The sequence below is a fragment of the Ruegeria sp. G10 genome (assembly GCF_056533645.1).
Genome location: NZ_JBQFOQ010000002.1, coordinates 370,729 through 386,638 on the forward strand (window position 1 = coordinate 370,729; position 15,910 = coordinate 386,638).

The window sequence follows — 15,910 nt, forward strand, 5'->3', positions numbered from 1 at the left end:
TACCCCAAGACGTGTCTCAGCTTGTTTTCGAGCAGCTCCTGAACGGCATCCAGCTGGGCATGTTCCTGTTTCTGGTCTCAGCCGGTTTGACGCTGGTGTTTGGCTTCATGAACATCATCAATTTGGCCCATGGCTCACTTTTCATGATCGGAGCCTATTCGGTTGCGTTAATCTCGGGTGCGACGGGGTCGTTCTGGATCGGGCTGATCCTGTGCCTGCCGATCACCGCGCTCGCCGCGTTTCTCATAGAAGTCCTGATCATCCGACCGCTCTACACCCGCGATCATCTGGATCAGGTGCTGGCGACTTTCGGACTGATCCTGTTCATCAACGAAGGCACCACAATGCTGATGGGCCGGACGCCGCAATTTGTCGACGTGCCTGCCGCGCTGTCCGGCAGTGTCGAATTGTTCGGCGTATTCTCCTACCCGCTCTACCGGTTGGCGATCATCGCCTCTGGCCTGATCGTGGCTGTCATCCTGTGGTTCATCATCACCCGAACCCGCGTCGGGATGCAGATCCGGGCGGGCACCACCAACCGTGAGATCGTGCAGCAGCTGGGCGTGAATATCGACGGGCTGAACACCGCGATCTTCGTCGTCGGTGCCATGTTTGCCGGTCTGGCCGGAGCGATGGCCGGTCCGCTGACCTCGGTCGAGGTCGGGATGGGTGAAAACCTGCTGATCCTGTGTTTTGTCTGTATCGTGATCGGTGGCATCGGTTCGATCCGTGGCGCGCTGTTCGGAGCGTTGACCGTGGGTATCGTTGACACGATGGGGCGGTCGTTTCTGCCTTCGATCCTGGGTGCGTTTCTGGACCCGGCCTCTGCCAGCGGGATTGCGGCGGGGCTGTCGTCGATGTCGATCTACCTGCTGATGGTGATCGTGCTTGTACTGAAACCCACGGGGCTGTTCCCGGTTGCCGGACGGGCCTCATGATCAGCGAACGTCACCTGCCCAAAGTCTTCGCCCTTGGCGTATTGGCCCTGCTGGTGCTGCCGTTTCTGTTGCAGGCGGCGGGCTCATCCTATCTGATCTCGACCGCCACCCGTCTGGTGATCTTTGCCATTGCCGCCATCAGCCTTGACCTGCTGATAGGCTATACCGGGCTGGTGTCCTTTGGCCATGCGGCGTTTCTGGGGGTCGGAGCCTACACGGTCGGCATCCTGTCCTTTCACGCATACGAAGGCGACACGTTCTTTGGCCTGCCGGGCACACTCTCCGGTCTGATCGTTCTGCCGCTGGCGGTGGGTTTGTCCGCCCTTGTTGCGCTGGCTATCGGTGCCCTGTCCTTACGGACCAAGGGCGTCTATTTCATCATGATCACGCTCAGTTTCGGGCAAATGCTGTTCTTTCTGTTCGTGTCGCTTGAGAAATATGGCGGGGATGACGGAATGATGATGTTTGACGGGCGGAATACCCTGCCCGGGCTGGACCTGAATGATCGCATATCCTTCTACTATTTCTGTCTGACCTGCCTGATCGCATTCTTCTGGTTCTGTCGCAGGCTGGTGGCGTCGAAATTCGGCCGCACCCTGCAGGCGATCCGCCAGAATGAGGCGCGCTTGTCCTCGATCGGAATCCAGCCCTACACCGCCAAACTTCTGATCTTTGTCATCGCCGGGGCCGGGGCCGGTCTGGCCGGGGCGCTCTCAGCCAATCACACCGAGTTCGTCAGCCCCGCCCTCACCCATTGGACCCGGTCGGGCGATCTGATGATCGTGGTCATTCTGGGCGGCATCGGTACCCTGCTGGGCCCGGTGCTGGGCACCATCGTCTTTCTGCTGTTGGAAGAGTTCCTGCCCTTGATCCTGCATTCCATCGGGCTGGATTTGCTCAGCGAACACTGGCGGTTTGTGCTGGGGCCGATCCTGATCCTGATCGTGCTGTTTGCCAAATCCGGCATCTACGGCCTGCTGTTCCGGGCGAAGGAGTAGGCAATGCTGCAGATCCGTAACCTGTGCAAGAATTTCGGAGCGCTGGCGGCGACCAACGACGTGTCGCTGGATGTCGAAAAGGGCACGATCCACGCGCTGATCGGCCCCAACGGGGCGGGCAAGACGACGTTGATCGCTCAGATTTCGGGCTATTTGACGCCGACTTCGGGTTCGATCAGCTTTGATGGGCAGGACCTGCTGGCCATGCCTGCGCATCTGCGTCCCCATGCCGGGCTGGTGCGCAGTTTTCAGGTGACCTCGGTGTTCCCCGACCTCACGGTGATCGAAAATGTCTGCCTTGTGCTGCAATCCATGAACCATCAGGTGTTCCGCCTGTTCCGCCCCGCCGCCGCCGACAAGGCGGAACGCGCCGAGGCGATGGGCATCCTTGAACGCGTGTCCCTTGGCGCCGAGGCCGAAACCGTCACCCGCAATCTGGCCCATGGGCAGAAACGGCAGGTCGAGATCGCAATGGCTCTGGCCGCTCGCCCCAAGCTACTGCTTCTGGATGAGCCGATGGCAGGCATGGGGGCGGAAGAAAGCCGCCAGATCACCGCCTTGCTGGACGGGTTGCGGGGCGACATCACCATGCTGCTGGTCGAACATGACATGGATGTGGTGTTCGGCCTCGCCGACGAGGTCTCGGTTCTGGTCTATGGCAAGGTCATCGCCAGCGACACACCTCAGGCGATCCGGCAGGACCCTGATGTGCAACAGGCCTATCTGGGCGGGCATGAGTTTCACGATGGGGCTGTGTGATGCTGCAGGCTGAGAATATCCACGCCGCCTATGGCTCGTCCAAAGTGCTGTTTGGCATTGATCTGGAACTGCGCCAAGGGCAGCTGGTCGCCATGATGGGTCGCAACGGGATGGGCAAGACGACGACCGTGCGGGCGATCACCGGGCTGACCCCGGCCATGTCGGGCGCGGTTCGGCTGGACGGTCAGGACATTACACGGCTGAAGCCGCATCAGATCGGTCAGGCCGGTGTTGCGCTGGTGCCCGAGGGTCGCCAGATCTTTCCAACCCTGACCGTGCGCGAGAACCTGATCGCCACCGCCCGCACCCGCCGCGATGCAACGCAGCCCTGGACGCTGGAGCGGGTTTTCGACCTGTTTCCCCGCCTGCGCGAACGGGCCGGGCAGATGGGAGATTCCCTGTCGGGTGGTGAGCAGCAGATGCTGGCCATCGGGCGCGCATTGATGACCAATCCGCGCCTTCTGATCCTAGATGAGGCGACCGAGGGCCTCGCGCCGCTGATCCGCCATGAAATCTGGGAAATTCTGGCTGAGTTGAAAGCCGAAGGTCAGACCACCCTGGTGATCGACAAGAACCTTGATGAAATGGCCCCGGTTGCAGATTACGCCTATGTTGTGCTGAAGGGGCAGATCGCATGGCATGGCGATATTGCAGCCATGCGCGCCACGCCGGATTTTGCAGAAACCTATCTGGGAGTCTGAGCCGGATGCAGGTCTATCGCGGCATGGATCACGACACGCTGGAGCGGGAATATAATGCGCGCGCAACGGTCGATGACTTCGAGGCCGAGATGCGCAATTACCAGACCCTGAGTGATCAGAGCTATGCCCAATGCAAAGTGGTCCGCGATCTCGTCTACGGTCCCCATCCGGACGAGCGCTTTGACCTGTTTCCGGCAGAAAAAGGCGCGCCGGTACTTGTCTTTATCCATGGCGGATACTGGCGGTTTCTGGGCCGACGAGACAGCGCCTTCATGGCACGAGCCATGGTGGAGAACAACATTGCAGTAGCAGTGGTGGAATACACTCTGGCTCCTGCCGCGACACTGGACCTGATCGTCGATCAGGTCCGCCGGGCTGTCGCCGCAATCTACCGCCAAGCCGGGGCGCATGGGGTTGACCACGATCAGCTTTATGTTTGCGGATCCTCAGCCGGCGCGCATCTGGCCGCTATGGCGCTCGCGACAGATTGGACGGATCAGTTCGGACTGCCCGCAGATCTCGTCAAAGGTGCCATTCTGGTCAGCGGCCTGTTCGATCTCGAACCGGTGCGTCTGTGTCGTCCAAACGAGTGGCTGAACCTGAGCCCCGCAGATGCGGTACGTAACAGTCCCATCCACCAAACACTACCGCCAACGCCACCGGTTTCCATCTATTGGGGCGAATACGAAACCGATGAGTTCAAACGTCAGAGCCTCGCCTTCGCGCGGGAGTTGCGTAGGCAGGGCTTAGCCGTCTCGGCAACCGAGATAGCTGACCGCAACCATTTTGACGTTATCGTCGACCTCGCAGATCGCGACCGGACGCTGTTCAACGACACCATCGCATTGATGACCACGCCCCATCGCATAGAATGATGCCCTGCGCGTACCAGAGAGCTACTGGACAGTCTGGCTGGGTAGGACGCCAAAGCGCTCTTTGTAGTCTCGGGAAAAACGCCCCAGATGCGAAAAGCCGCTGCCGAATGCGACCTGAGTGATACTTGGCCCATCCCGCCGGACAGCCAACTGATAATATGCCGCGTCCAGACGCGCGTTCCTGAGATATCGCATCGGAGTCACGTTGTAGCGGCGGCGAAAGCCCTTTTGCAGCGTTCTGATATTCACGCCAGCCTGCGCTGCGATATCTGCCAGAGTAATTGGCTCGCCTAGATTGGCGTGAATGTACTCGACGGCAAGTCGCAAAGCATGCGGTGTCGCCCCGGTATCTGCATTCTCCAGAATGTGCGAGACATTGCTACGTTGCAGCGTCAGTAAAGCATGGGCCAAGTCCATCTCGACCTTAAGATCACTGCTTTGCCTTTCACCAAATCGGAGCGATCCCTGATCTGTCGCATTGGCGCAGGCCAGAACCATCTGCTTTAGACGCGCACCGTTGCGCGATGTCAGGTCGACCCGCGTGTCAAAGCGCACCGGCCCGGGCAAAGGCGCGCCGCTCACGCTTTCGGCGATGGCATGCAGATGCATCTTGCTGATCTGAAGGATCAGCTTGCGGCAGTCACCCGTCCACATCATCCGCGTCGCACGGTCGGGGTTCAGTAGTGTTGCCATCGATGAGTCTGCGAGAACCTCCTCGCCCCGATGGGTCACACAGGACTGGCCCGACAGCGGGATCTGCAACAGGTAGAAGGATCGCAACTGACCCGGGTCGATACTGACATCGGCACCATAATGCAGATAGTTCAGCGACACATCCCGTCCGGCCACATGGTTATGTGTGACCGCAAGCCCCGCGTGGCGGCCCATCTGTTCCAGCCGATGATCGCAGAATTTCTGCGCCACACAGCTGCGTGCCTCGTCCAGATCACCGGTTTGAAGCAGCGGAAATCGGTTCAGAAAGACTGAGGTGCAGGGATGAGGTCTAGGCGTCACAGTGAAGTCTCCTGCCGTCACGCTAGCAGGCGACCGATTTATTTCAAGCCTAAAGCTTTTAGGCGCAGAATGGTTCGTTTTTTGGACAAACGAATACACGAACCTTGTGCACACTCGTCCAAACGCAGCACATGCAGGGAGGATGTGAATGTCGGCAGGCGCAGCAAAACGCAAATCGGTTGCGGTGATCGGAGGCGGTGTCAGCGGTTTGGCCGCGGCCAAGGCCTTTGCCGAACGGGGCCATGACGTCACCGGGTTTGAACGCAGCCATGACTTTGGCGGCGTATGGGAATTGTCGCGCTCTTACCCGGACGTGCAGACGCAGTCGCCCAAGGATCTGTATTGCTATACCGACCACCCGATGCCGCAAGATTATCCCGAATGGCCCAAGGGTCCGCAGGTGCATGAGTACCTGCTGTCCTACGCGCAAAAGCACGATCTGGCGCGGTTGTTTCGCCTGAACACCAACATCAAGGCGATGGAGCGGCGCAGCGACGGGCAACCCGGCTGGACGCTGACGGTTGAGGCCGACGGCGTGGAACAGAGCGAGGATTTTGACTTTGTCGCGGTCTGTACCGGTCAGTTTTCGAAAAAGAACATCATCTCTCATCCCGGTCAGGAGGCGTTTCAAGAACGCGGCGGGCAGGTGATGCATTCGTCGGAATATACCGATCCCAGCATTGTGCAGGGCAAGGATGTTGTCGTTCTGGGGGGCTCGAAATCTGCGACCGATATTGCGGTGAACGCCACCAAGAACGGCGCGAAATCCGTGCGGCTGGTCTATCGCGAGAACGTCTGGCGCATCCCGTATTTCGTGGGCGGGATCAACTTCAAGCACCTGCTTTACATGCGCGCGCAGGAACAGCAGTTCAACCAATGGGGAAAATCCCCGGCGCAGCGCGCGATTGCTGCGCTGTTCAAACCGCTGGTCTGGGCAAATTTCCGCGGACTCGAGACCCTGTTGAAACTGCAGCTGGGTCTGAAAAAGCACAATATGGTGCCTGATATTCCGATCGAAAAGGATGTTTCCTGTTCCGTTCCCATCGTCACGCCCGGTTTCTTCGAGGCGCTGAATGCGGGTCAGTTGCAGACCACCATCGGATCGTTCGACAGCTATACCGAGGACGGGCTGAAGCTGACCACGGGTGAGGTCGTGCCCTGCGACGTCGCCGTTCTGGCCGTTGGCTGGAAGCTGGGCGTGCCCTATCTGCCGCAGGCCTATCAGGACAAGCTGATCGAGGCCGACGGCCAGTACCGCGTCTATCGCCTGTCCGTGAACCCCGATCTGCCGGATATGGGCTTTGTCGGCTTCAACTCCAGCTTCTGCACCATCCTGTCGGCTGAAATGATCGCCAACTGGCTGGTGCGCTATGCTGATGGGCAGTTGGCCAACCAGCCTTCGGAGGCGCAGATGACCGAGAACATCGAGATGATGCTGAACTGGCGGCGAAATGAGCGCCCGGCGGCGCAGATCTATGGCGGCCTGTGCTCGGCGCCCTTCCATTTCAAGCATTTCGACGAATTGCTGGCCGATATGGGGGCTGCAAAAACCAAACGCAGCAACCCGCTGGCCGAGCAGTTTCGGTATCCGGATGCGGCGGCTTATGGTGAATTCCTCGCCTCGGCCCCGCAATACTCAGCGACCTGACGACATAACCCAAGGAGGACCCGATGAAAGATCTGGAAAAAGGCATCACCAAGAACGGTGTCGGCTACAAGGAAACGACGTGGAACATTCTGGGGCAGGTCTATTACCCCAAGGCCGTTTGTGAGACGACATTTGCCTTTGAGACCAACTCGAACCCCGGCGATTTTGTGCCCGTCCACATCCACCCAACGCAGGACGAGTTCATCCTTGTGCAAGAGGGCGAGCTGGACCTGAAACTGGATGGCGTCTGGACCAAGGCCTATGCCGGTGATCTGGTGCGGATGCCGAGGGGCATTCCGCATGGCTATTTCAACAAATCCGACAAACCGGCCCGCGCGCTGTTCTGGGTCTCGCCCATGGGCAAGCTGAAGGACCTGTTCGAGGAATTGCACGAACTGACCGATGTCGAGCAGGTGGTGAAAATCTCGGCCGAGCACGAGGTCGATTTTCTGCCGCCCGAAGCAAACGAATAAGACCGGCATCCGGCGGCGTCCCTGCCGCCGGGACTTTCCAAGGCTCACATTTACTTCAAGCTTAAAATTTTAGACTTGAAGTAACTGCAGGCCCGACCTAGGCTTTCAACCATACGCTATTCTGATCAGGAGGGCACAATGCGCGTCGCTTGTCTGGGAGGGGGCCCCGCAGGGCTTTACTTTGCCATATCGCTGAAGCTGCGCCAGCCCGATGCCGAAGTTGTGGTAATCGAGCGGAACAAGCCCGACGACACATTCGGCTGGGGCGTGGTTCTGTCCGACGAAACGCTGGACAATCTGGCCGCAAACGATCCCGTAAGCGCCGCGGCCATCCGCGATCACTTTGCCTATTGGGACGACATCGCGGTGCATTACCGAGGCGAAAAGATCGTCTCGACCGGGCATGGCTTTTGCGGCATCGGGCGCAAACAACTGCTGCTGCTATTGCAGGCCCGCGCGCGGGAGTTGGGCGTTGATCTGCAGTTCGAAACCGAAGCCACCAGCGCCACGGACTATGCCAAGGACTACGACATCGTCGTTGCCTCGGACGGGCTGAACTCAAAAACCCGCACGGAACTGGCGGCGCATTTCAAACCCGATATCGACATGCGCGCCTGCAAATTCGTCTGGCTCGGCACGCATCAGAAATTCGACGACGCCTTTACCTTTATCTTCAAGGAAACCGACAAGGGCTGGCTGTGGGTCCACGCCTATCAGTTCGACGATGACACCGCGACCTTCATCGTCGAGACTGATCAGGCAACATGGGACGCCTACGGCTTCGGCGACATGAGCCAACAGGAAAGCATCGCCGTCTGCGAAGAGATCTTTGCCGAATATCTGGACGGTCACAGCCTGATGACCAATGCCAACCATATCAGAGGTTCAGCCTGGCTGAGTTTCCCCCGCGTTCTGTGCGAGAACTGGAGCCATGAGAACATCGTGCTGATGGGCGACGCCTCGGCCTCGGCACATTTCTCAATCGGTTCGGGCAGCAAACTGGCGCTGGAGAGCGCGATCGCGCTGGCGGAATATGTTGACACCATGCCCCTGCCCGACGCGCTGACCCGATATCAGGAGGATCGGCGGCTGGAAGTGCTGCGCCTGCAATCGGCGGCCCGTAACTCTCTGGAATGGTTCGAGGATGTGGGGCGGTATCTGAACCTTGATCCGGTGCAGTTCAACTATTCGCTGCTGACACGCTCGCAGCGGATCAGCCACGAAAACCTACGCCTGCGTGATCCCGAATGGTTGGAAGGGGCCGAACGCTGGTTTCAGACGCGCGCAGGTGGACCCGAGACACCGGTACGCGCGCCCATGTTCGCGCCCTACCGGTTGCGAGGGATGGATCTGACCAACCGTGTCGTCGTCTCGCCAATGGCCCAGTACAAAGCTGTCGACGGCTGCCCGACCGACTGGCATTTCGTCCATTATGCCGAACGCGCCAAGGGCGGGGCCGGGCTGGTCTATACCGAGATGACCTGCGTCTCGCCCGAAGGCCGCATCACGCCGGGCTGCCCCGGCCTCTATGCGCCCGAGCATGAAGCCGCCTGGGCGCGGCTGACCGATTTCGTCCATTCCGAGACGCAGGCCAGGATCTGCTGCCAGATCGGCCATTCGGGCCGCAAGGGCTCGACCCAGCTGGGGTGGGAGGAGATGGACGCGCCGCTGCCGCAAGACAACTGGGATCTGGTCTCGGCCTCGGCGATCCCATGGTCGGACCGCAACGCCACCCCGCGCGAGGTCACGCGGGCCGAGATGGATGCGATCCGCGATCAGTTCACGCAGGCCGCGCAGATGGCCGACCGCGCCGGGTTCGACATGATCGAACTGCACGCGGCACACGGGTATCTGATCTCGTCCTTTATCTCTCCGCTGTCGAATACCCGCTCTGATGAGTATGGTGGCAGCCTCGAAAACCGTCTTCGCTATCCGCTTGAGGTGTTCCGCGCCATGCGGGCCGTTTGGCCCGATGACAAACCTATGTCGGTGCGTATCTCGGCCAACGACTGGACCGGCGACGATGGCGTGACACCCGAAGAGGCGGTTCTGATCGCGCAGGCATTTTCCGAGGCCGGGGTGGATATCATCGACGTGTCCTCAGGTCAGACCTCGACCCGGGCCAAACCGGTCTATGGCCGCATGTTCCAGACGCCGTTCTCGGACCGTATCCGCAACGAGGCCGGTCTTGCCACCATGGCGGTTGGCAACATCTATGAGCCAGATCATGTGAATTCGATCCTGATGGCCGGGCGCGCCGATCTGGTCTGCCTTGCCCGTCCGCATCTGGCCGATCCTTACTGGACGCTGCACGCCGGAACGCAGATCGGGGACCGCCACGCGGATTGGCCCCTGCCCTATGAGGCAGGCCGCGATCAGCTGTGGCGCAATGCCGACCGCGAGGCGGAGGCCATTCGCGCATGACCCTGCAAGCCAAGCATATCGTGATCAGCGGCGGCGGCAGCGGGGTCGGGGCCGAACTGGCGCAGGCCTTCGCGGATGCAGGCGGCAAGGTCACCATACTGGGCCGCAGGCTGAGCGCATTGCAAGAGGTTACGGAAGCAACCGGTGCCCTGCCCTTGCGCTGCGATGTGACCGACGGCGAGGCGGTCCGCGCCGCCATCGACAAGGCCCGCGCCATTCACGGGCCCGTCTCGGTGGCCATCGCCAACGCAGGGGCCGCGCCCTCGGCCCCGTTCCACAAGATTTCGGCGCAGGAGTTCGACGCGACGCTGGCGGTCAATCTGGGCGGGGTGTTCCATCTGTGGCAGGCTTGTTTGGCGGACATGAAAGCGGCGGGTTGGGGGCGGTTGATTGCGGTGGCCTCGACCGCGGGCCTCAAAGGATACGGCTATGTCAGCCATTATTGCGCGGCCAAGCACGGGGTCGTGGGCCTGACGCGGGCCTTGGCGCATGAGCTTGGCCCCTCGGGCGTCACCGCCAATGCGATCTGCCCCGGGTTTATCGACACGCCGCTACTGCAGCGCTCACTGGACGCGATTACCGAGAAAACCGGCATGTCCAACAACCAAGCGGCCAAAACCATTCTGGCCGGCAACCCGCAAGGTCGCTTTGTCTCCACGCAAGAGGTCGCAGGCGCAGCATTATGGCTCTGCTCGGACGCGGCCGCATCCATGAACGGGCACGCCATGGCCCTGTCGGGAGGTGAAATTTGACGAACGCGCCCGCATCAAAAGAACGCCTGCGGCTGTGGCTGCGCCTGATCAAGACCCAGCGCCGGATCGAGGCCGAGCTGCGCGAGCGCCTGCGCACCAGCTTCAACACCACCCTGCCCCGGTTTGACGTGATGTCGGCGCTGTATCGCAATCAGGACGGGCTGAAGATGTCGGAACTGTCGCGAATGCTGATGGTGTCGAACGGTAATGTCACCGGGATCGTCGACCGGCTGTGCGATGACGGGTTGATGCAGCGCGAAACCGTACCGGGGGATCGGCGGGCCAACAGGGTGCGTCTGACAGCGGCCGGAGTGGATGAGTTTCTGAAACAGGCGGCGGCGCATGAAAGCTGGGTCAGTGAGTTGCTGGGCGGGCTGGACGCGCAGACCAGCGCCCAGATCGGGCTTCTGCTGAACGGCGCGCTGCCTGATGCCGGGGAAGGGGCACAAGATGACTGAAACACCAAAGCACTTTCTGCTGAATTGCGAGAACCGGATCGCCACGATCTGCCTGGACCGCCCCGACCGCAAGAACCCGCTGACTTTCGACAGCTATGCCGAGCTGCGCGACTGGTTCCGCTCCCTGCCCTATCGCGACGATGTGGATGTGGTGGTCTTTGGCTCGAACGGTGGTAATTTCTGCTCGGGCGGTGACGTGCATGACATCATCGGCCCGCTGACCCGGATGAGCATGAAGGAATTGCTGGCCTTTACCCGCATGACCGGCGATCTGGTCAAGGCCATCGTGAATTGCGGCAAGCCGGTGGTTGCGGCCATCGACGGCGTTTGCGTCGGCGCGGGCGCGATCATCGCCATGTGTTCCGATCTGCGCATCGCGACGCCCGAGGCCAAGACCGCGTTCCTGTTCACCCGCGTCGGGCTGGCAGGTTGCGACATGGGGGCCTGTGCGATCCTGCCCCGGATCATCGGACAGGGCCGCTCGGCAGAACTGCTCTATACCGGGCGGTCGATGTCGGCCGAAGAAGGCGCGGCCTGGGGGTTCTTCAACCGTGTTGTGCCTGCACCTGATCTGGCCGGGGCCGCGCAGGATATGGCGGCGCGCATCGCTGCCGGGCCGAATTTCGCCCATATGATGACGAAGACCATGCTGGCGCAGGAATGGTCCATGTCCATCGAACAGGCTATCGAGGCCGAGGCGCAGGCGCAGGCGATCTGCATGCAGACCGGCGATTTCAAACGCGCCTATGACGCGTTCATCGCCAAGGAAAAACCGGTGTTCGAGGGCGATTGATGGCAGATCAAAGCTTCCTCAACTGGCCGTTCTTCGACGACCACCACCGCGCCCACGCTGCAGCGCTGAACCGCTGGGCCGACGATGCGCTGGCGCAGATCGACCACAGCAACACGGATGCCGCCTGCCGCGCGCTGGTTAGCGCGCTGGGGCAGGATGGCTGGTTGCAGCCCACCGCCGCCATCGGGGATGAGGGGCTGGATGTGCGGGCGCTGTGCCTCAGCCGCGAGGTACTGGCGCGCCATGACGGGCTGGCGGATTTCGCCTTTGCGATGCAGGGGCTGGGGACCGGTGCGATCTCGTTGTTTGGCTCGGGCCAGCAACAACAGGAATGGCTGCCGCTGACGCGCAGCGGGCAGGCGATCTCGGCCTTTGCCCTGACCGAGCCGCAATCGGGTTCGGATGTCGCCAACTCGACCATGACCGCCACCGAGGATGGCGACGCCTACGTGCTGAATGGCGAGAAGACGTGGATTTCGAATGGCGGCATTGCGGATGTCTACACCCTCTTTGCCCGTACCGGAGAGGCTCCCGGTGCGCGCGGGCTCAGCGCCTTTGTGGTCACGCCTGAAATGCCGGGGTTCGAGGTGGTTGAACGGCTGCACACCATCGCCCCGCACCCGCTGGCAACTCTGCGCTTTACTGATATGCGCGTGCCGAAATCGGCGATGATCGGCGCGCCCGGCCAGGGGTTTCACATCGCCATGTCGGTGCTGGACGTGTTCCGCTCAACCGTCGCGGCGGCGGCGCTTGGCTTTGCCCGCCGCGCGCTGGACGAGGCGCTCGCGCGCGTGACCACGCGGCACATACAGAACGCGCCACTGTTCGATCTGCAGATGGTGCAAGGCCATGTGGCCGACATGGCGCTGGATATCGACGCCAGCGCCCTGCTGATCTATCGCGCCGCCTGGACCAAAGACAGCGGCGCACCGCGCGTGACGCGCGAGGCGGCGATGGCCAAGCTGTTTTCGACCGATCAGGCGCAAAAGGTGATCGACCGGGCGGTGCAACTGCATGGCGGCGACGGTGTCCGGACCGGTAGCAAGGTTGAGGAACTGTACCGCGATATCCGGGCCTTGCGTATCTACGAAGGGGCCTCGGACGTGCAGCGGGTGGTGATCGCGCGGCAGACGCTCGGGCAATATCACGGAGGAGACTGATGGCGCAGTATACCGGACATATCGACACGTTCGCGCGGGATAACCTGCCGGCCCCTGAGGCGCAGCCTGATTTCCTGCTGGACGGGTTCGACTATCCCGCCAGGCTGAACGCCGCTGTCGAGCTGACGGACCGGATGGTCGATCGCGGCTTTGGCGATCACACCGCGCTGATCGGCAACGGGCGGCAGCGCACCTATAAAGAGCTCAGCGACTGGACCAACCGGCTGGCGCATGTGCTGGTCGAGGATCTGGGCGTGAAGCCCGGCAATCGTGTGCTGATCCGGTCGGCCAACAACCCGGCCATGGTGGCCTGCTGGCTTGCGGCGACCAAGGCGGGCGCGGTGGTGGTCAACACCATGCCTATGCTGCGCGCCGGAGAGCTGACGCAGATTGTCGACAAGGCCCAGATCACCCATGCGCTGTGCGACACGCGGCTGATGGATGAGCTGACGAAATGCGCCAAGTCCTCGGAACATCTGAAATCGGTGGTGGGTTTTGACGGCACCTCGAACCACGACGCCGAACTGGACCGTCTGGCGCTGGAGAAACCGGTGCGCTTCGACGCGGTTGAAACTGCGCAGGACGATGTGGCCCTGCTGGGCTTCACCTCGGGCACGACAGGCGATCCCAAGGCCACTATGCATTACCACCGCGATCTGCTGATCATCGCGGATGGCTATGCCAAAGAGGTGCTGGGCGTCACGCCCGAGGATGTGTTCGTGGGCTCTCCGCCGCTGGCTTTTACTTTTGGGCTGGGCGGGCTTGCGATCTTTCCGCTGCGGTTCGGCGCGGCAGCGACCTTGCTAGAGACGGCCACGCCGCCCAACATGATCGACATCATCGAGAAATACAAAGCCACCGTCTGCTTCACCGCCCCCACCGCCTATCGCGTGATGATGCGCGCGATGGACGACGGGGCCGACCTGTCCAGCCTGCGCGCCGCCGTCTCGGCGGGTGAGACTCTGCCCGCGCCAGTTTACGAGGAATGGATCGAAAAGACCGGGAAACCGATGCTCGATGGGATCGGCGCGACCGAGATGCTGCATATCTTCGTATCGAACCGGTTCGACGACCACAAACCGGCCTGCACCGGCAAGCCCGTTACCGGGTACCAGGTGCGCATTCTGGACGAAACAGGCACCGAATGCCCGCCGGGCCAGCCCGGGCGCATGGCTGTGCGCGGCCCGACCGGGTGCCGGTATCTGAACGATGACCGGCAGGCGGGCTATGTGCAAAATGGTTGGAACATCACCGGCGATACCTTTGTGCGCGATGACGAAGGGTACCTGCATTTCGCCGCCCGCAATGACGATATGATCGTCTCGTCCGGCTATAACATCGCCGGACCCGAGGTCGAGGCCGCGCTGCTGTCGCACCCCGCAGTCGCCGAATGCGGGGTGATCGGAGCACCCGACGACATGCGCGGCTCGATTGTCGAGGCCCATGTGGTCCTGTCCCAGGGGCATCAGGCCTGCGATGCGCTGGCCCAACAGCTTCAGGATCACGTCAAGGCAGTGATTGCGCCCTACAAATACCCGCGCTCGATCGTGTTCATCGACCAATTGCCCAAAACCGCAACGGGCAAGATTCAGCGCTTTCGCCTGCGCCCGGCGGGTTGAGGCGAGCGCATGTTCACCTGCCCCCAGAAAGTCTTGTTCAAGCATTGCGACCCCGCCGGGATCGTCTTTTACCCGCGCTATTTCGAGATGATGAACGATTGTGTCGAGGCGTTCTTTACCCATATCGGCCACCCGTTCGAACAAATCCACGGTTCCGGCGCGGTTCCCACCGTGAATATCGAGGCGCGCTTTCCCCGGCCCAGCAGACACGGCGATCACCTGACCCTGAACCTGCAGGTGCTGCGGATCGGGACATCGAGCCTGAAGCTGACCATAAACGCCCGCTGCGCGGACGAGGCCCGCATGAGCTTTACCGCCACGCTGGTTCACATCGACGATCAGGGCAAACCTGCCGCTTGGCCCGCCGCGATGCGCAGCGCCCTGACCCCCTATCTGAAAGACGAGGACTAAATGGCCCATACTGAGATTTTTCCCGACGGCTGGGCTCCGGCCAAAGGTTATGCCAATGGCGTTCTGGCCCGTGACGGGCAATTGTTCGTCGGTGGCCAGATCGGCTGGAACGCGCAGCAGGTGTTCGAAACCCATGACTTCATCGGCCAGATGGAACAGGCCCTGCGCAATATCGTGGCCGTGGTCGAAAAGGCCGGTGGCCAGATCGAAGATATCACCCGCCTGACATGGTATGTCACCGACAAGCGAGAATATCTGGCCCGCCAGCGCGAGATCGGTCAGGCCTATCGCCGCGTTCTGGGCCGGCATTTTCCGGCGATGACCATGGTTGTCGTCGCTGGATTGATCGAAGATGAAGCTCTGGTTGAAATAGAAGCTACGGCTGTTGTCTCACGTCGAACCGACCGAGGATTGGTATAGCGACGTTGGCCGCACACCGAGAGCTCCGTGCCCAGCTTTGATCTAAAACTCGACGCTTCTGCAATGCAAGAATGATCCAGACTAAACCTCTGAGACATAGCTACAGTGGAATGCCGCGCAGGCTCATGAAGCCGTCAGTTGTGATCCTCGTGCAGCCCGCTGCGCCGGTGGCAGCGGCTTCTGGGTAAACGGACGGTGCCGACTGGTTCAGAAAAGCGTTGTTAGGCAGAGGGATACGCGCTTGCATTCCCCGGCGCAAGCAACACAAGACTACGGTTCAATACGACAAACGCAGATACAAACGCCGCAGCCAGATCAAGATCATGTTTGGGTGGCTCGAGAACCGGCGGCGCTTGGCAACGAGATAAGACCGCTGCCGGAAGGTCTTCCTTTCTGTCATCGCTTTCGCGGCAACCGTCATCTACTGGCTAGATGTCCTGAACTCTATAGCGAAACTCAAGACATCA

16 protein-coding genes and 1 pseudogene are annotated in these 15,910 nt (G+C 61.1%); 16 read left to right on the forward strand and 1 reads right to left on the reverse strand.

The genetic code is table 11. The features are described 5' to 3' along the window. The first annotated feature begins 11 nt into the window (after positions 1 to 11). Genes ACR0KM_RS05510 through ACR0KM_RS05530 form a run of 5 tightly spaced genes read left to right on the forward strand, consistent with a single transcriptional unit; the run spans position 12 to position 4,271 of the window. Entirely contained in the window at positions 12 to 938 is a 927-nt protein-coding gene (locus ACR0KM_RS05510) for a branched-chain amino acid ABC transporter permease (protein ID WP_480858138.1), read from the forward strand. Further along, positions 935 to 1,936: a branched-chain amino acid ABC transporter permease gene (locus tag ACR0KM_RS05515; RefSeq protein ID WP_480858140.1), complete on the forward strand. Its 1,002-nt coding sequence runs from the start codon at positions 935 to 937 to the stop codon at positions 1,934 to 1,936. The genes ACR0KM_RS05510 and ACR0KM_RS05515 overlap by 4 nt, the downstream gene beginning before the upstream one ends. Before the next feature lie 3 nt (positions 1,937 to 1,939). Next, positions 1,940 to 2,695, forward strand: a complete 756-nt coding sequence (locus ACR0KM_RS05520; protein WP_480858142.1) for an ABC transporter ATP-binding protein — start codon at positions 1,940 to 1,942, stop codon at positions 2,693 to 2,695. After that, a complete protein-coding gene (locus ACR0KM_RS05525) occupies positions 2,695 to 3,396 on the forward strand; it encodes an ABC transporter ATP-binding protein (RefSeq protein WP_480858144.1) in 702 nt (233 codons plus the stop codon). Before ACR0KM_RS05520 ends, ACR0KM_RS05525 begins: the two co-directional genes overlap by 1 nt. A 5-nt stretch (positions 3,397 to 3,401) precedes the next feature. Beyond that, positions 3,402 to 4,271, forward strand: a complete 870-nt coding sequence (locus tag ACR0KM_RS05530; protein WP_480858146.1) for an alpha/beta hydrolase — start codon at positions 3,402 to 3,404, stop codon at positions 4,269 to 4,271. 21 nt (positions 4,272 to 4,292) lie between these two features. Here ACR0KM_RS05530 and ACR0KM_RS05535 read toward each other — a convergent pair whose 3' ends face one another. Further along, complete coding sequence (locus ACR0KM_RS05535; RefSeq protein ID WP_480858148.1) at positions 4,293 to 5,285, reverse strand: AraC family transcriptional regulator; 993 nt, start codon at positions 5,283 to 5,285, stop codon at positions 4,293 to 4,295. A gap of 148 nt (positions 5,286 to 5,433) precedes the next feature. Here ACR0KM_RS05535 and ACR0KM_RS05540 point away from each other — a divergent pair, with 148 nt between their 5' ends. The 11 genes and pseudogenes from ACR0KM_RS05540 to ACR0KM_RS05590 form a co-directional block, all read left to right on the forward strand. After that, complete coding sequence (locus ACR0KM_RS05540) at positions 5,434 to 6,933, forward strand: flavin-containing monooxygenase (RefSeq protein ID WP_480858150.1); 1,500 nt, start codon at positions 5,434 to 5,436, stop codon at positions 6,931 to 6,933. A gap of 23 nt (positions 6,934 to 6,956) precedes the next feature. Continuing rightward, complete coding sequence (locus tag ACR0KM_RS05545; protein WP_170715180.1) at positions 6,957 to 7,406, forward strand: cupin domain-containing protein; 450 nt, start codon at positions 6,957 to 6,959, stop codon at positions 7,404 to 7,406. A 138-nt stretch (positions 7,407 to 7,544) separates the two neighbouring features. Beyond that, the gene (locus ACR0KM_RS05550) at positions 7,545 to 9,830 is read left to right on the forward strand and encodes a bifunctional salicylyl-CoA 5-hydroxylase/oxidoreductase (RefSeq protein ID WP_480858152.1); all 2,286 of its coding nucleotides are present in this window, start codon (positions 7,545 to 7,547) and stop codon (positions 9,828 to 9,830) included. Next, on the forward strand, positions 9,827 to 10,582 hold the full coding sequence (locus ACR0KM_RS05555; RefSeq protein WP_480858154.1) for an SDR family NAD(P)-dependent oxidoreductase: 756 nt from the start codon (positions 9,827 to 9,829) through the stop codon (positions 10,580 to 10,582). Before ACR0KM_RS05550 ends, ACR0KM_RS05555 begins: the two co-directional genes overlap by 4 nt. Then, the gene (locus ACR0KM_RS05560; RefSeq protein WP_480858156.1) at positions 10,579 to 11,040 is read left to right on the forward strand and encodes a MarR family winged helix-turn-helix transcriptional regulator; all 462 of its coding nucleotides are present in this window, start codon (positions 10,579 to 10,581) and stop codon (positions 11,038 to 11,040) included. Before ACR0KM_RS05555 ends, ACR0KM_RS05560 begins: the two co-directional genes overlap by 4 nt. Beyond that, on the forward strand, positions 11,033 to 11,833 hold the full coding sequence (locus ACR0KM_RS05565; RefSeq protein ID WP_480858158.1) for an enoyl-CoA hydratase family protein: 801 nt from the start codon (positions 11,033 to 11,035) through the stop codon (positions 11,831 to 11,833). The genes ACR0KM_RS05560 and ACR0KM_RS05565 overlap by 8 nt, the downstream gene beginning before the upstream one ends. Beyond that, positions 11,833 to 12,993, forward strand: a complete 1,161-nt coding sequence (locus ACR0KM_RS05570; RefSeq protein WP_480858160.1) for an acyl-CoA dehydrogenase family protein — start codon at positions 11,833 to 11,835, stop codon at positions 12,991 to 12,993. Before ACR0KM_RS05565 ends, ACR0KM_RS05570 begins: the two co-directional genes overlap by 1 nt. Continuing rightward, positions 12,993 to 14,612 carry a benzoate-CoA ligase family protein gene (locus tag ACR0KM_RS05575; RefSeq protein ID WP_480858162.1) on the forward strand — a complete coding sequence of 540 codons (1,620 nt, stop codon included), beginning with the start codon at positions 12,993 to 12,995 and terminating at the stop codon, positions 14,610 to 14,612. Before ACR0KM_RS05570 ends, ACR0KM_RS05575 begins: the two co-directional genes overlap by 1 nt. 9 nt (positions 14,613 to 14,621) lie before the next feature. Then, on the forward strand, positions 14,622 to 15,023 hold the full coding sequence (locus tag ACR0KM_RS05580) for an acyl-CoA thioesterase (protein ID WP_480858163.1): 402 nt from the start codon (positions 14,622 to 14,624) through the stop codon (positions 15,021 to 15,023). Then, positions 15,024 to 15,443, forward strand: a complete 420-nt coding sequence (locus tag ACR0KM_RS05585; RefSeq protein WP_480858165.1) for a RidA family protein — start codon at positions 15,024 to 15,026, stop codon at positions 15,441 to 15,443. 197 nt (positions 15,444 to 15,640) lie between these two features. Continuing rightward, positions 15,641 to 15,874, forward strand: a pseudogene (locus ACR0KM_RS05590) (transposase); the annotation flags it as partial. Positions 15,875 to 15,910: the final 36 nt, after the last annotated feature.

Excerpts from the sequence above, each read along its gene's own strand:
- ACR0KM_RS05570 (WP_480858160.1), top strand. The coding sequence starts at position 11,833 with ATGGCAGATCAAAGCTTCCTCAACTGGCCGTTCTTCGACGACCACCAC.
- ACR0KM_RS05520 (WP_480858142.1), top strand. The coding sequence starts at position 1,940 with ATGCTGCAGATCCGTAACCTGTGCAAGAATTTCGGAGCGCTGGCGGCG.
- ACR0KM_RS05540 (WP_480858150.1), top strand. The coding sequence starts at position 5,434 with ATGTCGGCAGGCGCAGCAAAACGCAAATCGGTTGCGGTGATCGGAGGC.
- ACR0KM_RS05550 (WP_480858152.1), top strand. The coding sequence starts at position 7,545 with ATGCGCGTCGCTTGTCTGGGAGGGGGCCCCGCAGGGCTTTACTTTGCC.
- ACR0KM_RS05515 (WP_480858140.1), top strand. The coding sequence starts at position 935 with ATGATCAGCGAACGTCACCTGCCCAAAGTCTTCGCCCTTGGCGTATTG.
- ACR0KM_RS05525 (WP_480858144.1), top strand. The coding sequence starts at position 2,695 with ATGCTGCAGGCTGAGAATATCCACGCCGCCTATGGCTCGTCCAAAGTG.
- ACR0KM_RS05530 (WP_480858146.1), top strand. The coding sequence starts at position 3,402 with ATGCAGGTCTATCGCGGCATGGATCACGACACGCTGGAGCGGGAATAT.
- ACR0KM_RS05555 (WP_480858154.1), top strand. The coding sequence starts at position 9,827 with ATGACCCTGCAAGCCAAGCATATCGTGATCAGCGGCGGCGGCAGCGGG.
- ACR0KM_RS05565 (WP_480858158.1), top strand. The coding sequence starts at position 11,033 with ATGACTGAAACACCAAAGCACTTTCTGCTGAATTGCGAGAACCGGATC.
- ACR0KM_RS05575 (WP_480858162.1), top strand. The coding sequence starts at position 12,993 with ATGGCGCAGTATACCGGACATATCGACACGTTCGCGCGGGATAACCTG.
- ACR0KM_RS05580 (WP_480858163.1), top strand. The coding sequence starts at position 14,622 with ATGTTCACCTGCCCCCAGAAAGTCTTGTTCAAGCATTGCGACCCCGCC.
- ACR0KM_RS05545 (WP_170715180.1), top strand. The coding sequence starts at position 6,957 with ATGAAAGATCTGGAAAAAGGCATCACCAAGAACGGTGTCGGCTACAAG.
- ACR0KM_RS05585 (WP_480858165.1), top strand. The coding sequence starts at position 15,024 with ATGGCCCATACTGAGATTTTTCCCGACGGCTGGGCTCCGGCCAAAGGT.